This is a genomic window from Rhodovulum sp. P5, assembly GCF_002079305.1.
GTDB lineage: Bacteria > Pseudomonadota > Alphaproteobacteria > Rhodobacterales > Rhodobacteraceae > Rhodovulum.
In genome coordinates this window covers 4,074,138-4,093,118 of the sequence record NZ_CP015039.1, presented here as the reverse complement: position 1 = coordinate 4,093,118, position 18,981 = coordinate 4,074,138, and the positions used below count along the sequence as shown (strand labels likewise).

Sequence of the window (18,981 nt, the reverse complement as noted above, 5' to 3'; positions counted from 1 at the left end):
GAGAGTACCGCTTTCGTCTTTACCTCCCTGTTGGACTTGGGCCGAGCACATGCTCGGCCTATTTTTTTGCCGCTCGAAATCTTGCGTTTCACCGCGCAAGACGGCCTGCCCACAGGCATCCCGGCGTGCCGCGCCCCCTTTTCCCCGGACCGCTCCTGTCGTAGAGCCTTGTCAACCAACTGGCCGAGGACAGCATGACCGAGATGGACGAGCCGCAGATCACCGAGGACCTGATCGGGGCCCATGGCCTCAAGCCCGAGGAATATGCCGACATCCTGCGGATCCTGAATCGCGAACCGACCTTTACGGAACTGGGCATCTTCTCGGCCATGTGGAACGAACACTGTTCCTACAAGTCGTCCAAGAAATGGCTGCGCACCCTGCCAACCGAAGGCCCGCAGGTGATCTGCGGTCCGGGTGAGAACGCGGGCGTCGTGGATATCGGCGACGGGCAGGCCGTGGTCTTCAAGATGGAAAGCCACAACCACCCCAGCTACATCGAACCCTATCAGGGCGCGGCGACAGGCGTGGGCGGCATCCTGCGCGATGTCTTCACCATGGGCGCGCGGCCCATTGCGGCCATGAATGCGCTCAGCTTTGGCGAAGTTTCGCATGCGAAAACCCGCCAGCTTGTGCATGGCGTGGTTGAGGGCGTCGGGGGCTATGGCAACTGCTTCGGCGTGCCGACGGTGGGGGGCGAGGTGCGGTTCCACCCCGCCTATAACGGCAACTGCCTTGTGAACGCCTTTGCCGCCGGTCTGGCCGATGCGGACAAGATTTTCTATTCGGCGGCCTCGGGTGTCGGCATGCCCGTCGTCTATCTGGGGGCCAAGACGGGCCGCGACGGCGTCGGCGGTGCCACCATGGCCAGCGCCGAGTTCGACGAGGGCATCGAGGAAATGCGCCCCACCGTTCAGGTGGGCGACCCCTTCACCGAGAAACGCCTGATGGAGGCCTGTCTGGAACTGATGGCCTCCGGCGCGGTGATTTCCATTCAGGACATGGGCGCCGCGGGTCTGACCTGTTCCGCGGTCGAGATGGGCGACAAGGGCGGGCTTGGTATCCGGCTGGATCTGGACCACGTGCCCCAGCGCGAAACCGCGATGACCGCATATGAGATGATGCTGTCGGAATCCCAGGAACGGATGCTGATGGTCCTGCGCCCCGAGAAGGAGGCCGAGGCGCGCGCGATCTTTGACAAATGGGATCTGGACTTTGCCATCGTCGGCGAAACCATCCCCGAGGATCGCTTCGTCATTCTGCACAATGGCGAATGCCGGGCCGATCTGCCCCTGTCAAAGCTCGCCTCCTCCGCCCCCGAATACGACCGCCCGTGGGAAGAAACGCCCCCCGCGCGCGCGATGGCCGAGGTGCCGGCAATCGACCCCATCGACGGGCTGAAAGCGCTGATCGGCAGCCCCAACTATGCCGCCAAGCACTGGGTCTATGAACAATACGACACGCAGGTGATGGGCGACACGATGCGCCGTCCCGGCCTTGGCGCAGGGGTCATCCGCGTGCATGGCACCGACAAGGCGCTGGCCTTCACCTCTGACGTCACGCCGCGCTATGTGCGTGCGAACCCGGTCGAAGGCGGCAAGCAGGCGGTGGCCGAAGCCTATCGCAACCTGTGCGCCGTTGGCGCGCGGCCGCTGGCCACGACCGACAACATGAACTTCGGCAACCCCGAAAAGCCGGAGATCATGGGCCAGTTCGTCGGCGCGATCAAAGGCATCGGCGAAGCGTGCACCGCGCTCGACATGCCCATCGTGTCCGGCAACGTCTCGCTTTACAACGAAACCGACGGGGCCCCGATCCTGCCGACCCCGACCATCGGCGCGGTCGGGTTGATCGAACATCTGGACGACCTGATCGCGGGCGTCGCGGCCGAAGGCCAGGTCGCCCTGCTGCTGGGCGAAACCACCGGCCATCTGGGACAGTCCGCCCTCCTCTACGAGGCATTCAACCGCGAAGACGGCGACGCACCCCATGTGGACTTGGCCGCCGAGCGCAAGCATGGCGAATTCATCCGTGACAACCGCACCCTGATTTCCGCGGTCACCGACCTGTCCGATGGTGGGCTGGCCCTTGCCGCGTTCGAGTTGGCGGAGGCCGCCGGCATCGGCGTGGCACTGGACGCGGACGACACGCCGACGCTCTTTGGCGAGGATCAGGGGCGCTATCTGATCGCCGCGTCATTCGACGCCGCAGAGGCGCTGATGGTCGCCGCCGGACAGGCCGGGGTGCCGCTGGTCACCGTGGGCAAGTTCGGGGGCGACGCTGTCAGCTTCGGCGGGGTCTCGGCACCGTTGGCGGATCTGGCCGACCTGTATCGCGGGGCCTTTGCAGACGCCCTTGGATAAGGCGCATTACAGCCATGCGCCCGATCACGCGCCCCGGCACATCGTGGGCGCGCGACGCCTTTTCGATCCGGCTGCCATGCCAGCCACCAGGGCAGTCGCGTAGATCACGCCTCCCGCAGGCAGGGGCACGTCCAGGGGCGGCGTCGTTGTCGCCAGAATGAAGGGCGATGGGCCGAAATCGTCGAAATAGATCTCGGCGGTTGCATCGGGCTGGCCGTCCTCATGGACGATGTAACGCGCGTGGTCGTTGTTGTAGATCAGGTTCGGCCGGACACCTTCATGCAGATCATCCGTGGCAAGCAGAACATCGTCGCTTGCGTTTCCGGTCCTGCTGGACGTGCTGATAACGTAGATCTCGGTCGCCGTCACGGTGATGGTGCTGTCGGGCGTGACCGGCGGGGCAAGACCGAAGGTCGAATTGGCGTCGGTGAACTCGAACGGGTTGATGCCGTTGTTGCTGACCGTGATCGAGAAGGACGACAAAAGCGCGTCGAAATCGGCCAGTTCGAATACCCCCGTGCCGTCGATCTCGACGGTTCCCGACAGATCGATCTGGGCACCGTCGATGGCCACATAATAGGTTGCCGCGCTTGCACTGACCGATGACAGGCTGAAGGCCGACAGACCGGCGAGAAGAACATATCCTGCTTTCGACATCACAACCGAACCTCCCCACCGCTGCGCAGCAGGGTGCGCCTCCGACCTGATCAAGTCAAGAATGCGGGCAGGCCCGTTACGGCGCTGGCTGGAGGTGGCGGAATCTCGCGAGCCAGTCGAGGCTGTCGCCCGTTGGCCCGAGGGGTTTGTATTCCGCGCCTAAAGGCGCGTCATAGTCCAGCCCTTCGAGCACCTCAAAGATATGGGCGTAGTCCAGTTCCCCATGATCCGGCGTCCCGCGATCGGGGACCGAGGCGAACTGGATATGCCCGAGCACCGGCAGCAGCGCCTGCAAGCGGCGCGTCACGTCCCCCTCCATCACCTGCACATGGTAGCAGTCGAACATCAGCTTCAGGTTCTCTGCCCCGACGGCCTCGATCACCGCAACGGCCTGATCGGTCGTGGTCAGGAAATAGCCCGGCGCATCATGGCGGTTCAGCGGCTCAATCAGGATCGTGATCCCATGCAGCGCCGCGCCCTCGCAGGCATAGGCGAGGTTTTCAAGAAAGGCCCGGTGTGCCTCCGGCCCCGATGCAAAGCCCGCCATGACATGGATGTTGCCGGCACCAACCGCACGGGCATAGGCAAGGGCCTCATCAATGGCGGCGCGCGCGTCCTCCTCGCGGCCCGGCAGCGCGGCCAGCCCGTTTTCGCCGGCCGCCACGTCGCCGCGACGCGTGTTGAGACCCAGCATCGGCAGGCCCGTCTCCTCCAACGCGGCGCGCACGTCTTCGGGGGGCGTGTCGTAAGGCCAGTGGCATTCCACCGCGTCAAACCCCGCCGCTGCCGCGGCGCGGATCGCCGCGGGCAAGGGCAGGTCTGTCCACAGAAACCCCAGATTGGCCGAGAACTTCATGCCTCCCACTCCACATCGAACCGCGTGACCACCGCCTGCACCTGTTCTGGTGTCAGAAGCCTAGCGTCGTGCCCGCGCATCAGCATCGCAAGGCGCGCGGTCTCCTCAAGCTCCTCTATCGCGTTGCAGGCGGCCTCCACATCCTTGCCCGCCACGACGGGGCCGTGATTGGCCAGCATCACCGCGCTGCGCTTGCCCGCCAGACCGCGCACCGCCTGCCCCATTGCCGGATCCCCGGGCAGAAAGAAGGGCAACAGCTTCACCCGCCCCAGCTTCATGATCGCATAGGGCGTCAGCGGCGGCAGGAAATCGTCTTCGTCCACCCCCGGCATCATCGACCACGCCACCGAATGGGCCGAATGCAGATGCACCACCGCCCCGGCACTGGCCCGCGTGTCGTAAAAGGCGCTGTGCAGCGGCATTTCCTTGGTCGGCTTGTCGCCGTCTATCAGGTTCCCTTGTGCATCGAACCGGCTGAGGCGGCCGGGGTCCAGACGCCCGAAACTCGTGCCCGTAGGCGAGACCAGCAGACCGCCATCGGGCGTACGGGCCGAGATGTTGCCGGTGGAGCCATGGGTCAGCCCCCGGTCGAACAGGGATTTCGCCAGCAGGCAGATCTGTTCGCGCAGGGCGGACTCCTCGCTCATGCGCCCTCCAGCTTGGCCACTGCATCGGCGAAGAAGCTTTCCGCCCCGAAGTTCCCGGATTTCAGCGCCAGCGCAACCTGTACGCCGCCGCTTTCGCTGAACGTCCACGGCACGCCCGGTGCGATCTCTGACCCGATATCCAGCCTTGTGACCCCCAGCGCACTGGCCACCGCGCCCGACGTCTCACCACCCGCCACGACAAACCGGCGCACGCCGCGGTCCCGGGCAGCCACGGCAATCTCTGCCAGCGCCTGTTCGACGACCTCCCCCGCGACCACCGCGCCCAGTTCGTCCTGCGCGGCACGCACGTCGTCCGGCTCTGCGGTGGCATAGATCATCGGTACCGCGTCCAGCGGCAGGGCCGCCAGCCAATCCAGCGCCTCACCCGGGCCGTTGTCGGCCAGATCGCGCGGGTCGAGCCGAAAGCTCGGCGCTTGGGTCGCATAGGTCCGCACCTGTTCCCGGGTCATGGCCGAACAACTGCCCGACAACACGATCGCACCGGGCCCGATATCGGGGCGCTCGTGTGCGACGGCCTCCTCCCCGACCAGCCCCGCGGCGCGGTAAAGCACGGGCAATGGCATCGCCAAGGCGCTGCCCCCGGTCATCAGGGCCATGTCCCGGCAAGCCGCCGCGATGATTTCGAGGTCTGCATCGGCAACGCCATCGACGACGACATGGGCCACGCCCTCCCGATCCAGCCGCGCCAGTTCCGCGGCCACCGCCTCCGTACCGCGCGCGACGGTCAGACGGTCCACCAGACCGACCGGTCGCGTCACCTGCGGGGCCAACAGCCGCATCAGGTTGCTGTCGCGCATCGGCGTCAGGGGATGGTCCTTCATCGGGCTTTCGGCCAGCGGTTGGCGGCCGACGAAGAGATTGCCCATGAAAACCGACCGCCCGTTTTCCGGAAAAGCGGGGCAATAGATCGTTTGCGATGCCCCCAGATCGGCCATCAGCGCCTCCGCCACGGGGCCGATATTGCCCGTCGCCGTGCTGTCGAAGGTGGAGCAGTATTTCCAGTAGAACCGCCCTGCCCCGGCCCGCCGGAGCCAGTTCAGCGCCGCGCGGCAGTCGGCAACGGCCCGGTCCACCGGTGCGGTGCGGGATTTCAGCGCGATCACCTCGAACGGGGCGGTATCGGCGGGGGGGCCCGACGGCACGCCGATCCGCAGGCTGACCCGCTGGCCGCTGCGCGCCAGTAGCCCCGCCAGATCCGTCGCGCCCGTGAAATCATCGGCAATGCAGCCGAGGACCGTACCCACGGGGATTACTCCCCCCCGGGAAGGGTCAGACCGGCATGGTGCGCATAGACCTTGGCAAGCGCGGCGTCATCCTCCCGCCCCAGCCCCATGCCCGCGGCGGCAATGAACTGTTGCAGGGCGGCTGAGGATATCGGCGCGCTGAAACTGGCAGAACGGGCAATGTCTTGTACGATGCCCAAATCCTTGGGCCAGATATTCACCGCGCTATGGGGGGTGTAGTCGCCATGGGCGATATGGGGCGCGCGGTCTTCCAAAGCCCAGCTCGTGCCCGCGCTTTTCGTGATGATCTCGATGAACTTGTCGGGGTCGATGCCTTGCGTCATGCCGAAGGTCATCGCCTCGGCGGTCGCGGCGATATGCACCCCTACCAGAAGCTGGTTGACCGCCTTCATGGCCGAGCCTGCGCCGGCGGCCTCGCCCAACTCGAATACATTGGCGGCCATTGCATCCAGAACCGGGCGCGCCGCATCAAAGGCCGCCGCGCTGCCCGAGGCCAGAACCGACAATGCCCCATCCGCCGCCCGTTTCGGCCCGCCCGAAATCGGCGCGTCGAGATAAAGAAGCCCGTGCTCGGCACAGCGCGCTTCCATCCGGCGCGCGAAATCGGGGGCAACGGTTGCGCAACTCATCACCACGGCGCCGTCGCGTAACGACGGGACGATCCCCGCCGCCCCGAACAGCACGTCCTCTGTCTGGGCGGAATTGATCACCACGATCACCACGACATCGACGTCCTTGCCGATATCCGGAAACCGGCCCGGCGTCCCGCCCTCAGCCCGGAAGCGGGCCACCTGATCGGGGTTGATATCGATACCGTAGGTGCGATGCCCGGCCCGCAAAATCGATCCGGCCACGCCATAGCCCATCGACCCCAGACCAACGACCGCGACAGACCTCTGGTCGGTCATGTCCGTCCCTCCCGTTATTATGCCGCCGTGACGTGCCGACATGTTTTCCACGCAGCACACCCGGCATCTTGTCCTTCGACACAAGCGGTAGCGATGCGCAGGACGCCCTGTCAAGCGCGGCGCCGTGCCCCTGTGTGCGGGGCACCCCAGTCCGTTTCAGCATTGGAAAGAAATCGGAACGTCAGCTTGCCCTGGCCACCCATGCCCGAACGAAATCCCGTCGCAATTTAGCCAAAACACCGCCCAAGGGGCCGGGTACGTGAACCCGTGACGGCGGCTTCACTTACGGGGCAGGCTCTGTCTTTCACCTGCATATCAAGGTGGCCCGGAAAGAAATTGGAAACGCATTGGGCGTAAATCCGAAACCGATATGATGGACAAGGAGAGTGTCGTGACGACAGGTTCACACGAGTCCCCCGCCGCCAACGCAGAGCCCACGCACCTTCTGACCATGACCCGCGGTGCGCCGGAAGCGGTCCCGCCCCATGCGCTGCGCGCGCTGAAGGCAATGGGCGTCACAACGATCGAGATGGACGGGCGCGGTATCGGCCTGATCTTCTCGGGCGATATTCCGAACTTCCTGAAACTCGACCCGTTCAAGCTGACCCCGCTGGAAAGCGAAACGACTGAGGTGGCCGAGCCGGAGGCGGACGACGCCGACATCGCGCTGGAAGACGCACCGGAAGACGAAATCGCGCTGGACGATGCGCCCGCCGAGCCCGACCTTGCCGCCGAAGCGCCCGACCTGGCGGATGCAGAAGAGGTCGTTCTCGAAGACGAGGCCGTGGCAGAGGACGGCGCGTTCGAGCCCGACCTGCACGAAGAAGAGGAAGCCGTTGCCGAGGCACCGGAGGACGCATCCGACACCGACATTGTTGCAGATGAAACCCTGCCCGAGGCCGAGGCGGCGGACGAACCCGCGCCGATGTGGGATGACGCGGCGGAAGCGCCCGAAGCCGCATGGGACGAGGCCGACGATACCACCGAGGCTGAGGCCGAGGACACCCCCCTGCCTGAGGTCGAGAATACCGCGGACCTTGCGGCGGAAACCGCAGCGGAAGCGGAGACCGGCATAGAGGCCGACGAACCCCTCGATATGGCAGCCGAGGACGCCGTGGAGGCGGAGGCGGCAGAGGCGGAGGCCGAGGCGGAAGACGTCTCCGAGCCCGAACCCGAATTCGAAATCGAAGCAGAAGTTGAAGAAACACCGGAGCCCGAGGCGCCGGCCGATGTCGCCGCGATGCCGGACACCGCTGCAAACGACGCCGTCACCGAACGCCTTGACCGGATCGAGGCGATGCTGACCGCCCTACAGGACCAGCCGGCCGCCGCGCCCGCAGAGGGACAGGATGAACGGCTGTCGCAACTCGAAGCCGGGCTGACCCGCCTTCTGGAGCAACAGTCCGATCTGACCGAGCGGATGGCCGGGCTCGACAGCCTCTTCGACCGCCTGCAAAGCGGTCTGGACGATGTCGCGAAGCGGCCGATTCCGACCCCCGACCTGTCGGCGCAGCAGCGCAGCTTTGCCGCCTTCGGCACCGCCCTGGGCAACTTCCAGAAACGCGTCGAGGCGCTGGCCGACCGGATGGAGGACGACCACGTCGCCCAGACCGCCAGCATCGCCGAAACGCTGGAGCGTATGCAGGCGGCGGACGGCCATGGCACGGCAGACGCCGGTGTCGAGGTCGAGGCCCTGTCACAGGTCGTCACGGCCCTGTCCGAAGACCTTGTGGCCGCCCGCGAAAGCAACGGAGGCAACGAAGGCCTCCTGAAAGCCGTTCAGGAACTGCATGAAACGCAGGATCGCCTGACGGCCATGTTGGGCCAGTTGCTTGAAAAGCCCGACAACAGCGTTCACGCGGCGCAGGAACAATTCCTGCGCGACGTGCGCGTGATCATCGCAGAATTGCTGGCAGAAGGCCGCAGGGCATCGGTCGCATAAAATCGGAAAGAATGTGCAATTGTATCCACCCTTTGCACATTCATTCGAAATTAGCACCTCGCCCATTACCTTCACATCACCGCGGAATGCGCGGAAATCACTGACTAAACCTGAGGTTAGAGAAATGGCAATCGAAAAAACCGTGGCGTCCGCCTCCATCGCTGAAGTCGTCGACCGTATCCTGGACAAAGGCATCGTGATCGATGCTTTCGTGCGTGTCTCGCTCGTCGGCATCGAACTCATCGCGATCGAAGTGCGCGCCGTCGTCGCGTCCATCGAAAGCTGGCTGAAATATGCCGAGGCGGTTGGCCTGACCGTCGACCCGGCCGCCGCCTGAGGCCGCCGATCTTCCCCCTATGGCGTCGGGGATTGCTGCGACATCCTGATTGACAGGGCAGTGATCTCCTTCGCCAGCGGGCGGTCTTCTTCCAGTTCCGGCGCCGTTTCACGCACCCAAGCCACCAGCCGCCGCGCCGCCCCGGAAAAACCGCTCAACTCCGATCCCCCCCGCAGTTCCGCCGCCTGCGCCAAGGCCAGCGCAAGGATCGCCTGTATCTCGATACAGCGGGCCAGTTTCTCGGCCGTCAGGCGCGCGGCGATCGTTCCCATCGACACGACATCCTGATTGGCGCCGTTGGTCGAGAGCGACTGGACCGACGCCGCCCCGGTGGCCCGCATCTCTGCCAGAAGCGCCGTCGCAGTGACCTGCGCGCCCATGAAGCCGGAGTTCAACCCGCACGGCCCCCGATGCAGGAACGCCGGCAGGCCCCGGTTCAGCTTTTCATCGGTCAGCCGCGCCACCTGCCGCTCGACCAGCCCGGCCAGCACGGTGGTGGAGTTGGCCAAAGTGTCAGAGATAAGCGCCACATGCTGACCCATGAAATTGCCGCCATGCAAGGCCGGCACATCCCCGTTGGCCGGGAAGATCGGGTTGTCGGTGACCGCGTTCAATTCGGTTTCCAGCACGCTGTTGTGCCAGTCCAGCGCATCCAGAACGGCGCCGATCAATTGCGGCGCGACCCGCAGGCTATAGGCGTCCTGCCCGGGCTCATCCTCGGGCCGGATGTCATCCTCTTCCAGACGCCGGGCCGCCGTTCGGGCCTCCACGATGCGGGCGCTGCCCTTCAGCCGTGCCCGCAGCGTCGCCGCCGCACGGATTTGCCCGCCATGGGGGCGCAGGTCCGCGAATTCGGCAGACCATGCCTCCGACCGTGCATCAAAACACTCTCCCATCAGCGCGGTCAGGGCCAGCGCCCAGTCGACCGACCGCTCTGCCGCTTGGGCGTTGCGCAGTGCAATTCCGGTCATCGCCGAGGTGCCGTTGACCAGGGCCAGCCCGTCGCGGCTGGACAGATCAAGCGGCGCGAGCCCCAGAAGATCAAGCGCCACGGCCCCCTCGAACCGCTTTCCGGCACGGTCGAAGAACGCGCCACGCCCCTGAAAACACAGCACCATATGCGCGAGCGGCGTCAGATCGCCCGAGGCGCCCACGGTGCCCCGTGCGGGGATCGCCGGGGCGAGGTCCGAGTTCAGAAGGGTGACAAGCGCATTGATGCTGGCCTCGGACGCACCCGAGGCGCCCTTGGAGAGCGAGGCAAGCCGCGCCAGCACGACAGCGCGGGCCTCTGCCCAGCCCAGATCGGGGCCAAGGCCGGTCGCAAGGTGGTGCACGAGGTTCTGTTGCAGCCTCACCCCGTCCTCGGGGGAAACCAACCGGTTGGCCAGCGGCCCAAAACCGGTGGTGATCCCGTAGATATGGCGGCGTTCGGAAATGGCCTGAACCAGCCGCGCCTCCGCTGCACGGCATCGGGCCCGCGCAGCCCCGGACAGAACGATCTTCTGATCGCCTTGCGCAACCGCATTGGCGTTGGACAGGTCGATCCTGTCGTCCAGTTCGTAAAGGGCTGCTGAGTCTCTGTCGTGACGCACGTCGTGGCCTCCTGATGTCGGGGCCAGACTAGGTGCTTATGGTTAACAGCAGCTTGCCATCCACCGGTGTCAGACGGTCCGGCCCAGCGGGCCGAGATCGAGCGAAAGATCCTCCGGCGACAGGCCGAAACGATCTGCCAGGTCGTGGATCGCGCCCTCTGCCCGCATCAACGTGGTGCCGAGGGTTTCTTCCTGCTCCGGTGTCAGTTGGCCGTTTTCCATGCGCCGGATGGCCTGCAGCTCCATCAACTGACGCAGGAACTCCATCAGCCCCAGAACAAGCCGGGCAAGGTCCTGTTCGACGCAATCGGGGTCGATCCTGATCCGGTCCTTCCCATCGGTCCGCGTCGACAGATAGGCGGCCAAGTCCTCGGTTCCGAAGGAAATAGATGCGTCGCCGTCCACCTTCATGCCGCGGCCCCCAAGTTGGTGAAGTTGTAGGCGGGCCAAGGCCCGGTCAGGGTCAGTTGCAGGCCGGTCGCCCGGCCCTTCCCGTCCTCGGCCAGTCGCGCGTGCAACTGCGCGAGCACATCGGGCGCGTCCGCAGCCCCGATCAAAAGATGCAGGCGAAGAACGCCTGCGCCGTGCTCGTCGGCGATATCGCGCACCGGCAGATCGGCGCACATCGCCTCGACCCACTGCCGCAGCTCCTGGGCCTGTTGCTGCCGCGCCTGCTTGCGCTGGGCCTTCTGCCGCAACCACCCGGCGCCGCTGTCGGTTTCGGTCGTGACGGGGGCGTCGTTGATCCCGCAAGTCAGGGTGATCTGGCGCCCGTCGTCCAACTGGGTCAATAGGGCCACGATCTCCTCCTGCCGCGCTTCGCACCAGGACAGAGCGCGTTCGGCATCTGGCAGGGCCGTGGGGGCAAAGGGCAGAAAGCACGACAGGGCGCGGCTGCCGCCAAGTTGCAGCGCCATGCGATCCCGCGGGGTGCTGGCAAGGTCGTCCTCGATACAAATCACGGACAACGCCCCGCTTTTCAACGCAGCATAGGGCGGCACCGGCACCGCATCCCGGCTGAGCCCGAGCGCCATCATGACAGGTTCACCGGGTCCGGCCGCATCGTGTCGGGATTGGCCAGAACGAGATCGACCCCGAGAAACACAAGCTCCACATCGGCCACGGTCAGCCAGGCCTCGCCCCGGATCACCACACCATTGGCCAGCAGATTATCGACGATGTCGACCAGCCGCGTGTCACTGCTGAACAGCGCATCCTCCGACGTGGCAAAGCGCAGCGAGAATTCAGAGTCAGGCATCGCAGGGTTCCGCCTTGGGGATGAAGGAATGCGGCGCACAGGGGCCGACCATCCGGATCCGCAGGTTCAGCGCCTCTGCCGCGTCCGACAAGGCCCGCGCGGCCTCAACCAGAGCCTCCACCTGGTCTCGCCGGATCAGGAGCGAGAGGTCCAGGATCGCGTCACCCGACCGGGTCGGACGCACCACGCACTCCAGCGCCGCCGCGGACAGCGCCGCAGTCGCCGCGTCGGTAAAGGCCTTGCGATCGTCGCCCAGATGCCGGCGCGTGTCCCGCTTTGCCCGGCGTTGTTTCAGATAGGCGACACCGCTTTGGGGGGGCACGACGGGCCGGGCAAGCTCTGCTGCCGGGGCCTCGGGCAGCAGGCGGAACAGGTACTCCGTCTTGCCGGCCAGTTGCGCCATTTGCCGTTTCAACGTCTCGGCAGAGCGTTCCAGATGCTGCAACAGGGCCGCATCGCCGGAAAACGCCGCCCCGATGGCAACCGGCATCACGTCTTCGGCCGCTGCATAGGCCGACAGGACGGTATTTTGGGCAAGGGCCGCCTTGATCGCCCAGGCCTCCGACGCGGTGTCCTCGGAAATGTCATCAAGCGCCATGACCAGCGCATCCATATCCGGCCCGGCAGGGACACGGCGATGCGGCTGGTCGACCGACCGTTCGGTGCCTCCGGCCGCAACCAGCCCCAGAAGGAGGAGTTGCCCGCTCATGCCGCGGCCCTTTCCTCGGTTTTGGGGCCGGCCCGGCCCTCCCACCAGACAAAGGCGTGGTGAAATCCTTTTTCGGCCTCGGGACAGGCCGTCAAAACCTCCAGAATGTCGGCCGCCGTCTTGACCCGCTCTCTCACATCGTCCTTCGCGGACATCAGGGCATGACGACGCGCGGAACGGATCGCCTCGGCGTCAAGATCCCCGCTCAGCCCCAGCCGGTCGCGGGCCTTCTGAATCGCACGCGATGAAACCTGCCGAAGCCCGAGGCTGCAAAACGACACCGCAGGCGACGGGCCGATCTGCCGAATGGAAAAGCCGTCCGTCCAGATCGCATCGACGGCCTCGACCGTCTGATCGAGGGCCGGTATCTCATTTTCGGCCACAAGAAGAGCGGCATTGAAGATCACCGCGTCCCGGATCGGCAGCGCCACCATTTCTTCGGACACAAGGCCCAGCATGTCGCCGATGCGCGCAGAGAGCCCCTCCCGCACGGCGTCAAGCCCCGCGGGGTCACCGAACCGGGCCGGTGCGGCGGCCTCATCCCAAGACACCTGAACCTGATACTGCACCCGCCCGCGAAGAGTGTCCGCAAGACGGGTGAAGAGCGGGGCATTGGCCTGCAACATGACGGGCACGTCCCGTTCGGCAAGGATGGCCCCCGAAAGTGCCGGCAATACCGGGCCGGCAGGCATCATGCCCTCAAGCAACTCCTGCCGCTGCTGGGCATGTCTGAGAAGGGCCTTGCGACCCCTGCCCAGATGCCGCGGGACCGGAGTCAACACGGCCGTAAAGCCGGCGGCCTCGATCGCGCTGGCTCCCTTCGGCAGGGGCTGCGGTGCGGGGCCGGGCAGAATCGCGGCAAGTTGCTTGCGTGTCATGCGTCGCCTCCTTGGGTGGGAGAGATGAAATCGGTGGACCGGGCGGCTTTGGCGATGCGCAGCCACTCAATCGCGGCCTCGGCATCGGCCATGGTGATGCCGGAGTCTGCGGGGGCTTCCGTCTCCACGATCCGGACAAGGGCAAGGCGCGCGGCCTCTGCCACAAGGGCGGCCAGATCGGCCCCGCTTGCGCCATCGCTCGCACCGGCCAGCCGGTCGATGTCCAGATCCGCGGCCAGCGGGCGGTTGGCCAGATGTACGCGCAGGATGCTGGCCCGCGCGGCGCGGTCCGGCAGCCCAAGGGGGATCACCGTGTCAAACCGCCCCGGCCGGGTCAAAGCCGGATCGATGGAGGCCGCCCTGTTCGTTGCGGCCAGAAGCACCACGCCATCGCGCCCGGCACAGCCGTCGATTTCGGTCAGCAGTTGCGCCACGATCCGGTCAAGCACCGCATCCTTGCCGCTGCGCCGCGGGGCCAGCGCGTCGAGTTCATCGAAGAACAACAGCGTGGGCGCGGTCGCGCGGGCGGTTTCAAACAGGCGGGCGACGGCGCGCTCGGCCTCCCCCAGATATTGCGACATCAGGCGCGGGGGGCGGACGGGGACGAAATTCAGCCCGCTTTCAAAGGCCAGCGCCCGGGCGAGGAGTGTCTTGCCCGACCCGGCGGGCCGGTCAGCAGGATGCCGCGGGGCGGCTGAACGCCCAGCTCCCGAAACCGCTCCCGGTGCTCCATCGGCCACATGACCGCGCGCTGAAGCGCCGCTTTGGGCGCATCGAGCCCGCCGATATCTTCCCAGCGCACCGGCGGGGCATCGACCGCACTGTCACGCAGAGCACTGGGGGAGGTTACGGCCAGCCCGTGTTCCAGATCGGCTTGCGTAATCGCGAGGTTTTCCAGATCGACGGCGGCCTCTGACCCGGCCTCGGCTACGCTGCGGGCAAGCGCTGCCACGGCCGCCTCGCGCACCAGCGCGGCCAGATCGGCGCCGACATAACCGTGGGCGATATCCGCCAATGCGGAAAGATCGACATCCCCGGCCAGCGGCGACTTCGCAAGATGCACCTCGAGAATGTCGCGCCTTTGGGCCGCATCGGGCGGCGAAAACCGGATCTCACGGTCGAACCGCCCCGGACGGCGCAACGCGGGATCCAGCGCGTCTGGCAGGTTGGTGGCCGCCATCACCACGATCCGGCCCCGGTCGGACAACCCGTCCATCAGGGTCAGAAGTTGCGCCACCACCCGCCGTTCGACCTGCTTGTCGCCGGACAGATCATCGCGGCGGGGGGCAATAGCATCGATCTCGTCGATGAAGACGATGCTGGGCGCCTGTTTCTCGGCGGCCTCGAACAGGCGGCGGAGCGCAGCCTCGCTGTCGCCGTAATGCTTGGAGATGATCTCGGGGCCGTTGAGGTGGAAAAAGGCGGCCTTCGTCTCGGCCGCAACGGCCCGGGCCAGCAGGGTCTTGCCCGATCCCGGGGGGCCGGAGAACAGCACGCCGCGGGGCGCGGAAATACCCAGTCGTTCAAACAGTTCCGGGCGGACAAGGGGCGCGACGATCATTTCGCGCACCCGCCGGATCTGCGTTGCCATCCCGCCGATACCGGCCAGACGGTCGTCCTCTCCCGGCCGGTTCTGGACCGTGACCAAGGTTTCGGCCCCGAGGAGTCCGGCGCCGCCGGGCGAAACCGACATCACCTCGACCCCGACGGTACGGCCCTGCGGCAGGGTCAGCGACAGGCGGTCGCCCTCGGTCAGGGCCATGTCGAACAGGGCGTCCGACAGGTCCGCCGGTTCGACCGGGGCGGGCGTGTCCAGTTGCACAGCAAGCGTTTCGATCCGGGGCAGATCGGCCGGTCGCAGAAAGACCCGCCCATCCTGAGACGTGTCGCAATTCGCAGCCAGATCGCGGTCGAGCAGCGCGCTCCCTTCCGCAACCGCGCCGACGCTGACCCGGCCGTGGCAGGCCCGCCCGGCGGTGGCGCAAACCGTGTCGCCGGGCCGCAGGTTCAAAGCGGCAAGATCGCGGCGGGACAGGCGGATCACACCTCGGGTGGCGGCGTCGGTCACCTCCACATGCAGGCCCGGCCCCGTCATCCCTTGGCCATATGCAGCCGTTCGAGCAGGGCTTCCTCGATCTCGTCATATTCGTCTTCCGAGATCTCGCCCGCGACAAGGCGCCGTTCCGCATCGGAAAGCTGCGCTTTCAACGCCACGGGGTCGTTCCATTCCTTCTCGGCAGCCTCGTGGATCTTTTCGGCCACCCAGACCGAGGCATCCATCGGCCCCTTGACGGGCAGGGTCAGCAGTTTTCCCAAGAGTCCCATTACGCAGCCTCCGTTCTGTGGGGCGAGAGCGAAACCTTGACGAAATTGAAGGGCGGCACGGGGCCGATCAGGCGGATTTGCGGCTCTGCCCCCGGTGCGAAATCACAGACGGCGGCCAGTGCCTCTACCGCCGCGGCGAAGGTCTGCTGCTGATCGGCGGGGATCAGCACATCGGCGGCCAGAACCTGCACGTCGCTTTCCGGCTTGCCCAGAACATGCGATGTCAGTTGCGGCCTCAGCCATGCCAGCAGTTCCTTCTGCGCCGCGCCCCGCCGGGCATCCAGCCGTTCGGCGAGTTTGCGTCCGAATTCGGCCTGTGCGAAGTGATTTGGCGTGCGCGCCGCCATCAGCTTGTCGCGTTCCGCGGCCAGCGCGGGCTCCGCCTGAAGGGTCGCGAACAGGGCCGCCTCGCGCGGGAAATCGATCCTCAGCCCAAGTTCCACCTGCCCCCGAATCCGGTCGAAGGCGCTTACGATCTGGCCTTCGCGGGCGTCCAGCAGGTCGGCGACTTCGGCCACATCCTTGGCCCACATGCCAAACCGCATGGGCAGAACCGGCGCGTCACTCGCGGCCGTTTCCAGAACCTTGGTATGGGCCAGAAGGTAACGGCGCTTGGGCCTGATCTCGGTCCCGTCATGGGCCCCGTGGATCAGCGTGCCCTGGGGCAGCGGCGTCAGGTCGACCGGCCCGGTCACGCCGTCCAGACCGGTCAGGGCCTCGGGCACCTCGCACCCGGGTTCCAGCAATCCGTAAAGATAGATCATGTGTCCGCCTCACCGGGCAACTCGGCGGTGATCTCAAGAATCCCGTTGTTGAGGGAAACGGAAAGGTCGGCAAGGCCAAGGCCCTCCGGCATTGTGAACCGGCCCTCGAACCTGCGGCCACGGCCGGTGGCGGCAACGACGAGTTCCGCGCCCTCCTCCGACAGGGTCAGGCCATCTGCGTCGATACCCGGCAGGTCGGCGACCAGTTGCCACTGCCCGCCATCGCTGAAGATGTCAGCCGCGATCGGCCGCGGTTTGGGGCTGGCCGGTGCGGCCGCTTCGGCGCGGGCGGCGGGCTTGCCCGCTGGGCGGTTGACCGGGCGCGGGGCGCGGGGTTGACGGGTGCTGCCGACCTCCTGCCCTGCCACGCGGACGCGGATACCGGTTTCAGCGCGGATCGGACCCTTGCCGGTGTCAACGCTGTAATCGCGGCGCACCTCTTGCGATTGCCCGCTTTCCAGCCGGTCCATCATCTCTGACAGCGCGGACCCAAGATCCCCCAGAAGATCGCCGAGGCGCACGTCGATTTCCTCGCCGGCCTTGCGGAACCGGTCCTTGTTCTTTTCGTCCATCAGCGAAGTTCCTTCATTTCGACAAGCCGGGTGATCTGCGCTTCAAGCCGGTCAAGGCGTTCGGCAACGGCGGCAGAGTCCGCAGGCGGCAAGTGTTCGGTCTGGGGGGCGGTGGTCAGGCGGGGGTCGCTTTCCCACCAGTTGATGCCAAGCTCTTTCGCCTTGTCGACGGTGGCGATCAGCAGGCGCAGCCGGATGGTCAAAAGCTCGATCCCGACCAGCGAGATCGAGATATCGCCCGCAATCACGATGCCCTTGTCGAGGATGCGTTCCAGCACCTCGGCAAGGCTGTCATTGTGAATGGGGCTTTGGACCTCGAAGCTCAACCGACGCTCCCGTCCTCTCGGTGATATCGGCCAAGGCGCTGGAAACCGGCAACCTTTCCCTGGGGCGACACACGGATTTCATAGGCGCACAGCAGATCGTTGTTGCCCATGCGCGCGGGGCTTTCGACCACGTCGATCACCACCCGCCACGATCCGTCATCCTCGCCCTCGCATTGCGCGACGGCGTCGATCGGGCTGCCGTTCATCGCGGTCAGGGCACGGCGGGCAAGCGCGATGATCTCGACCATCGACATGGCAGCCGCACCGCCCTCGGTGCTGAAGCTGCCGGGCTTGGGTTGTTCCATTTTGGCGCGTCCTCCGTGATGTGGCGCAAAATCAGGACTTCAGGATGTTCAGGAGGGTGTCGCGTTCGCGCTGGCGCTGGCGCAATTCCTCGGCATAGCGCGTGACCCGCTCTTGCGCCTGGTCGATCCCCATTTCCAGCCGGTTCATGTCGAACTCGACCCGGACAAGATGGATCGCGGCTTCCTTGCGGGTGCGCGCCACGGCGGTCGACGTCTGGCGCGCGGTTTTCGGCATGCATGTCTTGGGTCGTTTCATCCCTATGCCCCCACGATCCGTTGCATCTGTTGCGCTGTCTGCGGGTCGAGCGCATGTTCGATATCTTGCGGACCGATCTCTGCCCCGCGTCCCGAAAGGACGTCCGACGCGATCTGGGCCAACGCCGCGGCGGTCAGTTGTCCGGCCATCTCAAGCGGCGCGGCAAGGCGCGCGATCAGGATGCTGGTGCGCATCGACGACAGGCCATGCACGTCGAAACTTTCCCGCGCACGCAGCACCAGATGGACGATGCGGCGGCTGTTTTCGGGATCGAGCCCGCTGCGCGCCGCGACGATCCCGGCCAGCGTTTCGGCCGACGGCTCTTTCAGACGCAGGGTCACCATCCGGTCGACCAGCGCGTCAGGCGCCATGTTCACGCCCTGATAGTCGTGCGGGTTCGAGGTCAGGATGATGCGGAAATCGGGGTGGGCCTCGATATAGGTGCGGGTGCTGGTGTGATCGGTGGACACCAGAACCCCCTCCTCCAAGACCGACAGAAGCGCGGCATTGGCGGCCGGAGAAGCGCGGGTGAATTCATCGTAGACCAGCGTGTAACCCCGCTCCATCGACACGGCGAGGATGGAGTCCTTCCAGTCCGCCCGGGTCGTCGTCTCTGACCGGCGCACGCTTTGCACGTATTTGTCGACAACGGTGGAGGTCGTCTCTCCGATCTGGCCGCCGATGAAGTCCTTGGTGGTCAGCCATTCGTTTCCGGTCATGAAGGACACCGGGCGGCCCAGCGCCTCGGCGATCCGAAGCGCCATCGTGGTCTTGCCAAGGCCGGCCATGCCGGAGAAGTGAACGCAGACCCCCGCACGCACATAGGACAGCGCCCGGGCCATGATATCGGTGATTTCTGCGTTCTGGAAAAACCCGTGCCGGCTTTGCAGCCCAAGCCAGGGATTGTCGATCACGTCCAACTGGACACCGGGCGCATGACCCGCCTCTGGTTTGGGAACCGTCACTTCTGCGTCCTCACCGTTTTCTACGGCTTTAGTTAAAAGCCTTTCACCTTAAAGAC

Annotated in this window: 22 protein-coding genes and 1 pseudogene; 3 read left to right on the top strand and 20 right to left on the bottom strand. The window is 66.0% G+C overall.

The window, feature by feature from the left end:
* The first annotated feature begins 203 nt into the window (after nt 1–203).
* On the top strand, nt 204–2,363 hold the full coding sequence (gene purL, locus RGUI_RS19485) for a phosphoribosylformylglycinamidine synthase subunit PurL (protein WP_081536184.1): 2,160 nt from the start codon (nt 204–206) through the stop codon (nt 2,361–2,363).
* Nucleotides 2,364–2,387: 24 nt separating this feature from the next.
* On the opposite strand, the gene RGUI_RS19480 is transcribed toward purL, so the two are convergent.
* The 5 genes from RGUI_RS19480 to ltnD all read right to left on the bottom strand — a co-directional run bounded on the left by RGUI_RS19480 (nt 2,388) and on the right by ltnD (nt 6,696).
* Nucleotides 2,388–3,020 carry a hypothetical protein gene (locus tag RGUI_RS19480; RefSeq protein ID WP_081535861.1) on the bottom strand — a complete coding sequence of 211 codons (633 nt, stop codon included), beginning with the start codon at nt 3,018–3,020 and terminating at the stop codon, nt 2,388–2,390.
* A gap of 76 nt (nt 3,021–3,096) precedes the next feature.
* Complete coding sequence (locus RGUI_RS19475; protein WP_081535860.1) at nt 3,097–3,876, bottom strand: hydroxypyruvate isomerase family protein; 780 nt, start codon at nt 3,874–3,876, stop codon at nt 3,097–3,099.
* Nucleotides 3,873–4,523, bottom strand: a complete 651-nt coding sequence (locus tag RGUI_RS19470; protein WP_081535859.1) for an aldolase — start codon at nt 4,521–4,523, stop codon at nt 3,873–3,875. Before RGUI_RS19470 ends, RGUI_RS19475 begins: the two co-directional genes overlap by 4 nt.
* Nucleotides 4,520–5,788 carry a 3-oxo-tetronate kinase gene (gene otnK / locus RGUI_RS19465; RefSeq protein ID WP_081535858.1) on the bottom strand — a complete coding sequence of 423 codons (1,269 nt, stop codon included), beginning with the start codon at nt 5,786–5,788 and terminating at the stop codon, nt 4,520–4,522. The genes RGUI_RS19470 and otnK overlap by 4 nt, the downstream gene beginning before the upstream one ends.
* A gap of 5 nt (nt 5,789–5,793) precedes the next feature.
* Nucleotides 5,794–6,696, bottom strand: coding sequence for an L-threonate dehydrogenase (ltnD, locus tag RGUI_RS19460; RefSeq protein WP_081535857.1), 903 nt, complete (start codon nt 6,694–6,696; stop codon nt 5,794–5,796).
* 391 nt (nt 6,697–7,087) lie between these two features.
* Between ltnD and RGUI_RS19455 the strand changes: the two genes are divergently transcribed.
* Complete coding sequence (locus RGUI_RS19455; protein WP_156883036.1) at nt 7,088–8,638, top strand: hypothetical protein; 1,551 nt, start codon at nt 7,088–7,090, stop codon at nt 8,636–8,638.
* Nucleotides 8,639–8,762: 124 nt separating this feature from the next.
* On the top strand, nt 8,763–8,975 hold the full coding sequence (gvpA, locus tag RGUI_RS19450) for a gas vesicle structural protein GvpA (RefSeq protein WP_081535855.1): 213 nt from the start codon (nt 8,763–8,765) through the stop codon (nt 8,973–8,975).
* 17 nt (nt 8,976–8,992) lie between these two features.
* Here gvpA and hutH read toward each other — a convergent pair whose 3' ends face one another.
* The 15 genes and pseudogenes from hutH to RGUI_RS19375 all read right to left on the bottom strand — a co-directional run bounded on the left by hutH (nt 8,993) and on the right by RGUI_RS19375 (nt 18,925).
* The gene (hutH, locus tag RGUI_RS19445) at nt 8,993–10,567 is read right to left on the bottom strand and encodes a histidine ammonia-lyase (RefSeq protein ID WP_081535854.1); all 1,575 of its coding nucleotides are present in this window, start codon (nt 10,565–10,567) and stop codon (nt 8,993–8,995) included.
* A 69-nt stretch (nt 10,568–10,636) separates the two neighbouring features.
* Complete coding sequence (locus RGUI_RS19440) at nt 10,637–10,978, bottom strand: gas vesicle protein K (RefSeq protein WP_081535853.1); 342 nt, start codon at nt 10,976–10,978, stop codon at nt 10,637–10,639.
* On the bottom strand, nt 10,975–11,604 hold the full coding sequence (locus RGUI_RS19435; RefSeq protein WP_081535852.1) for a GvpL/GvpF family gas vesicle protein: 630 nt from the start codon (nt 11,602–11,604) through the stop codon (nt 10,975–10,977). The genes RGUI_RS19440 and RGUI_RS19435 overlap by 4 nt, the downstream gene beginning before the upstream one ends.
* Nucleotides 11,601–11,825 (bottom strand): gas vesicle protein, encoded by a 225-nt coding sequence (locus RGUI_RS19430; RefSeq protein ID WP_081535851.1) that lies wholly within the window; start codon nt 11,823–11,825, stop codon nt 11,601–11,603. The genes RGUI_RS19435 and RGUI_RS19430 overlap by 4 nt, the downstream gene beginning before the upstream one ends.
* A complete protein-coding gene (locus RGUI_RS19425; protein ID WP_081535850.1) occupies nt 11,818–12,534 on the bottom strand; it encodes a GvpL/GvpF family gas vesicle protein in 717 nt (238 codons plus the stop codon). The genes RGUI_RS19430 and RGUI_RS19425 overlap by 8 nt, the downstream gene beginning before the upstream one ends.
* Nucleotides 12,531–13,412 carry a GvpL/GvpF family gas vesicle protein gene (locus RGUI_RS19420; RefSeq protein ID WP_081535849.1) on the bottom strand — a complete coding sequence of 294 codons (882 nt, stop codon included), beginning with the start codon at nt 13,410–13,412 and terminating at the stop codon, nt 12,531–12,533. Before RGUI_RS19420 ends, RGUI_RS19425 begins: the two co-directional genes overlap by 4 nt.
* The gene (locus RGUI_RS19415) at nt 13,409–14,026 is read right to left on the bottom strand and encodes an ATP-binding protein (protein ID WP_253799235.1); all 618 of its coding nucleotides are present in this window, start codon (nt 14,024–14,026) and stop codon (nt 13,409–13,411) included. The genes RGUI_RS19420 and RGUI_RS19415 overlap by 4 nt, the downstream gene beginning before the upstream one ends.
* Nucleotides 14,023–15,507 (bottom strand): AAA family ATPase, encoded by a 1,485-nt coding sequence (locus tag RGUI_RS19410; RefSeq protein ID WP_081535848.1) that lies wholly within the window; start codon nt 15,505–15,507, stop codon nt 14,023–14,025. The genes RGUI_RS19415 and RGUI_RS19410 overlap by 4 nt, the downstream gene beginning before the upstream one ends.
* On the bottom strand, nt 15,504–15,737 hold the full coding sequence (locus RGUI_RS19405) for a gas vesicle protein GvpG (protein ID WP_081535847.1): 234 nt from the start codon (nt 15,735–15,737) through the stop codon (nt 15,504–15,506). Before RGUI_RS19405 ends, RGUI_RS19410 begins: the two co-directional genes overlap by 4 nt.
* A complete protein-coding gene (locus tag RGUI_RS19400) occupies nt 15,737–16,501 on the bottom strand; it encodes a GvpL/GvpF family gas vesicle protein (protein ID WP_081535846.1) in 765 nt (254 codons plus the stop codon). Before RGUI_RS19400 ends, RGUI_RS19405 begins: the two co-directional genes overlap by 1 nt.
* Complete coding sequence (locus RGUI_RS19395; protein ID WP_156883034.1) at nt 16,498–17,073, bottom strand: Hsp20/alpha crystallin family protein; 576 nt, start codon at nt 17,071–17,073, stop codon at nt 16,498–16,500. Before RGUI_RS19395 ends, RGUI_RS19400 begins: the two co-directional genes overlap by 4 nt.
* 164 nt (nt 17,074–17,237) lie before the next feature.
* Nucleotides 17,238–17,375 (bottom strand): annotated as a pseudogene (gvpJ, locus tag RGUI_RS22565) (gas vesicle protein GvpJ); the annotation flags it as partial.
* A 20-nt stretch (nt 17,376–17,395) separates the two neighbouring features.
* The gene (gvpO, locus tag RGUI_RS19385; protein ID WP_081535843.1) at nt 17,396–17,704 is read right to left on the bottom strand and encodes a gas vesicle protein GvpO; all 309 of its coding nucleotides are present in this window, start codon (nt 17,702–17,704) and stop codon (nt 17,396–17,398) included.
* A gap of 31 nt (nt 17,705–17,735) precedes the next feature.
* Entirely contained in the window at nt 17,736–17,960 is a 225-nt protein-coding gene (locus RGUI_RS19380) for a hypothetical protein (protein WP_081535842.1), read from the bottom strand.
* Between the two features lie 2 nt (nt 17,961–17,962).
* Entirely contained in the window at nt 17,963–18,925 is a 963-nt protein-coding gene (locus tag RGUI_RS19375; RefSeq protein ID WP_081535841.1) for an AAA family ATPase, read from the bottom strand.
* Nucleotides 18,926–18,981: the final 56 nt, after the last annotated feature.

Bases quoted from the DNA above. Each gene is read 5' to 3' on its own strand.
- ltnD (WP_081535857.1), bottom strand. From the start codon at position 6,696: ATGACCGACCAGAGGTCTGTCGCGGTCGTTGGTCTGGGGTCGATGGGC.
- RGUI_RS19435 (WP_081535852.1), bottom strand. From the start codon at position 11,604: ATGATGGCGCTCGGGCTCAGCCGGGATGCGGTGCCGGTGCCGCCCTAT.
- RGUI_RS19470 (WP_081535859.1), bottom strand. From the start codon at position 4,523: ATGAGCGAGGAGTCCGCCCTGCGCGAACAGATCTGCCTGCTGGCGAAA.
- RGUI_RS19475 (WP_081535860.1), bottom strand. From the start codon at position 3,876: ATGAAGTTCTCGGCCAATCTGGGGTTTCTGTGGACAGACCTGCCCTTG.
- RGUI_RS19405 (WP_081535847.1), bottom strand. From the start codon at position 15,737: ATGGGACTCTTGGGAAAACTGCTGACCCTGCCCGTCAAGGGGCCGATG.
- RGUI_RS19430 (WP_081535851.1), bottom strand. From the start codon at position 11,825: ATGCCTGACTCTGAATTCTCGCTGCGCTTTGCCACGTCGGAGGATGCG.
- purL (WP_081536184.1), top strand. From the start codon at position 204: ATGGACGAGCCGCAGATCACCGAGGACCTGATCGGGGCCCATGGCCTC.
- RGUI_RS19395 (WP_156883034.1), bottom strand. From the start codon at position 17,073: ATGGACGAAAAGAACAAGGACCGGTTCCGCAAGGCCGGCGAGGAAATC.
- RGUI_RS19440 (WP_081535853.1), bottom strand. From the start codon at position 10,978: ATGAAGGTGGACGGCGACGCATCTATTTCCTTCGGAACCGAGGACTTG.
- gvpA (WP_081535855.1), top strand. From the start codon at position 8,763: ATGGCAATCGAAAAAACCGTGGCGTCCGCCTCCATCGCTGAAGTCGTC.
- gvpO (WP_081535843.1), bottom strand. From the start codon at position 17,704: ATGGAACAACCCAAGCCCGGCAGCTTCAGCACCGAGGGCGGTGCGGCT.
- RGUI_RS19480 (WP_081535861.1), bottom strand. From the start codon at position 3,020: ATGTCGAAAGCAGGATATGTTCTTCTCGCCGGTCTGTCGGCCTTCAGC.
- RGUI_RS19420 (WP_081535849.1), bottom strand. From the start codon at position 13,412: ATGACACGCAAGCAACTTGCCGCGATTCTGCCCGGCCCCGCACCGCAG.
- RGUI_RS19410 (WP_081535848.1), bottom strand. From the start codon at position 15,507: ATGACGGGGCCGGGCCTGCATGTGGAGGTGACCGACGCCGCCACCCGA.
- RGUI_RS19380 (WP_081535842.1), bottom strand. From the start codon at position 17,960: ATGAAACGACCCAAGACATGCATGCCGAAAACCGCGCGCCAGACGTCG.
- RGUI_RS19425 (WP_081535850.1), bottom strand. From the start codon at position 12,534: ATGAGCGGGCAACTCCTCCTTCTGGGGCTGGTTGCGGCCGGAGGCACC.
- RGUI_RS19400 (WP_081535846.1), bottom strand. From the start codon at position 16,501: ATGATCTATCTTTACGGATTGCTGGAACCCGGGTGCGAGGTGCCCGAG.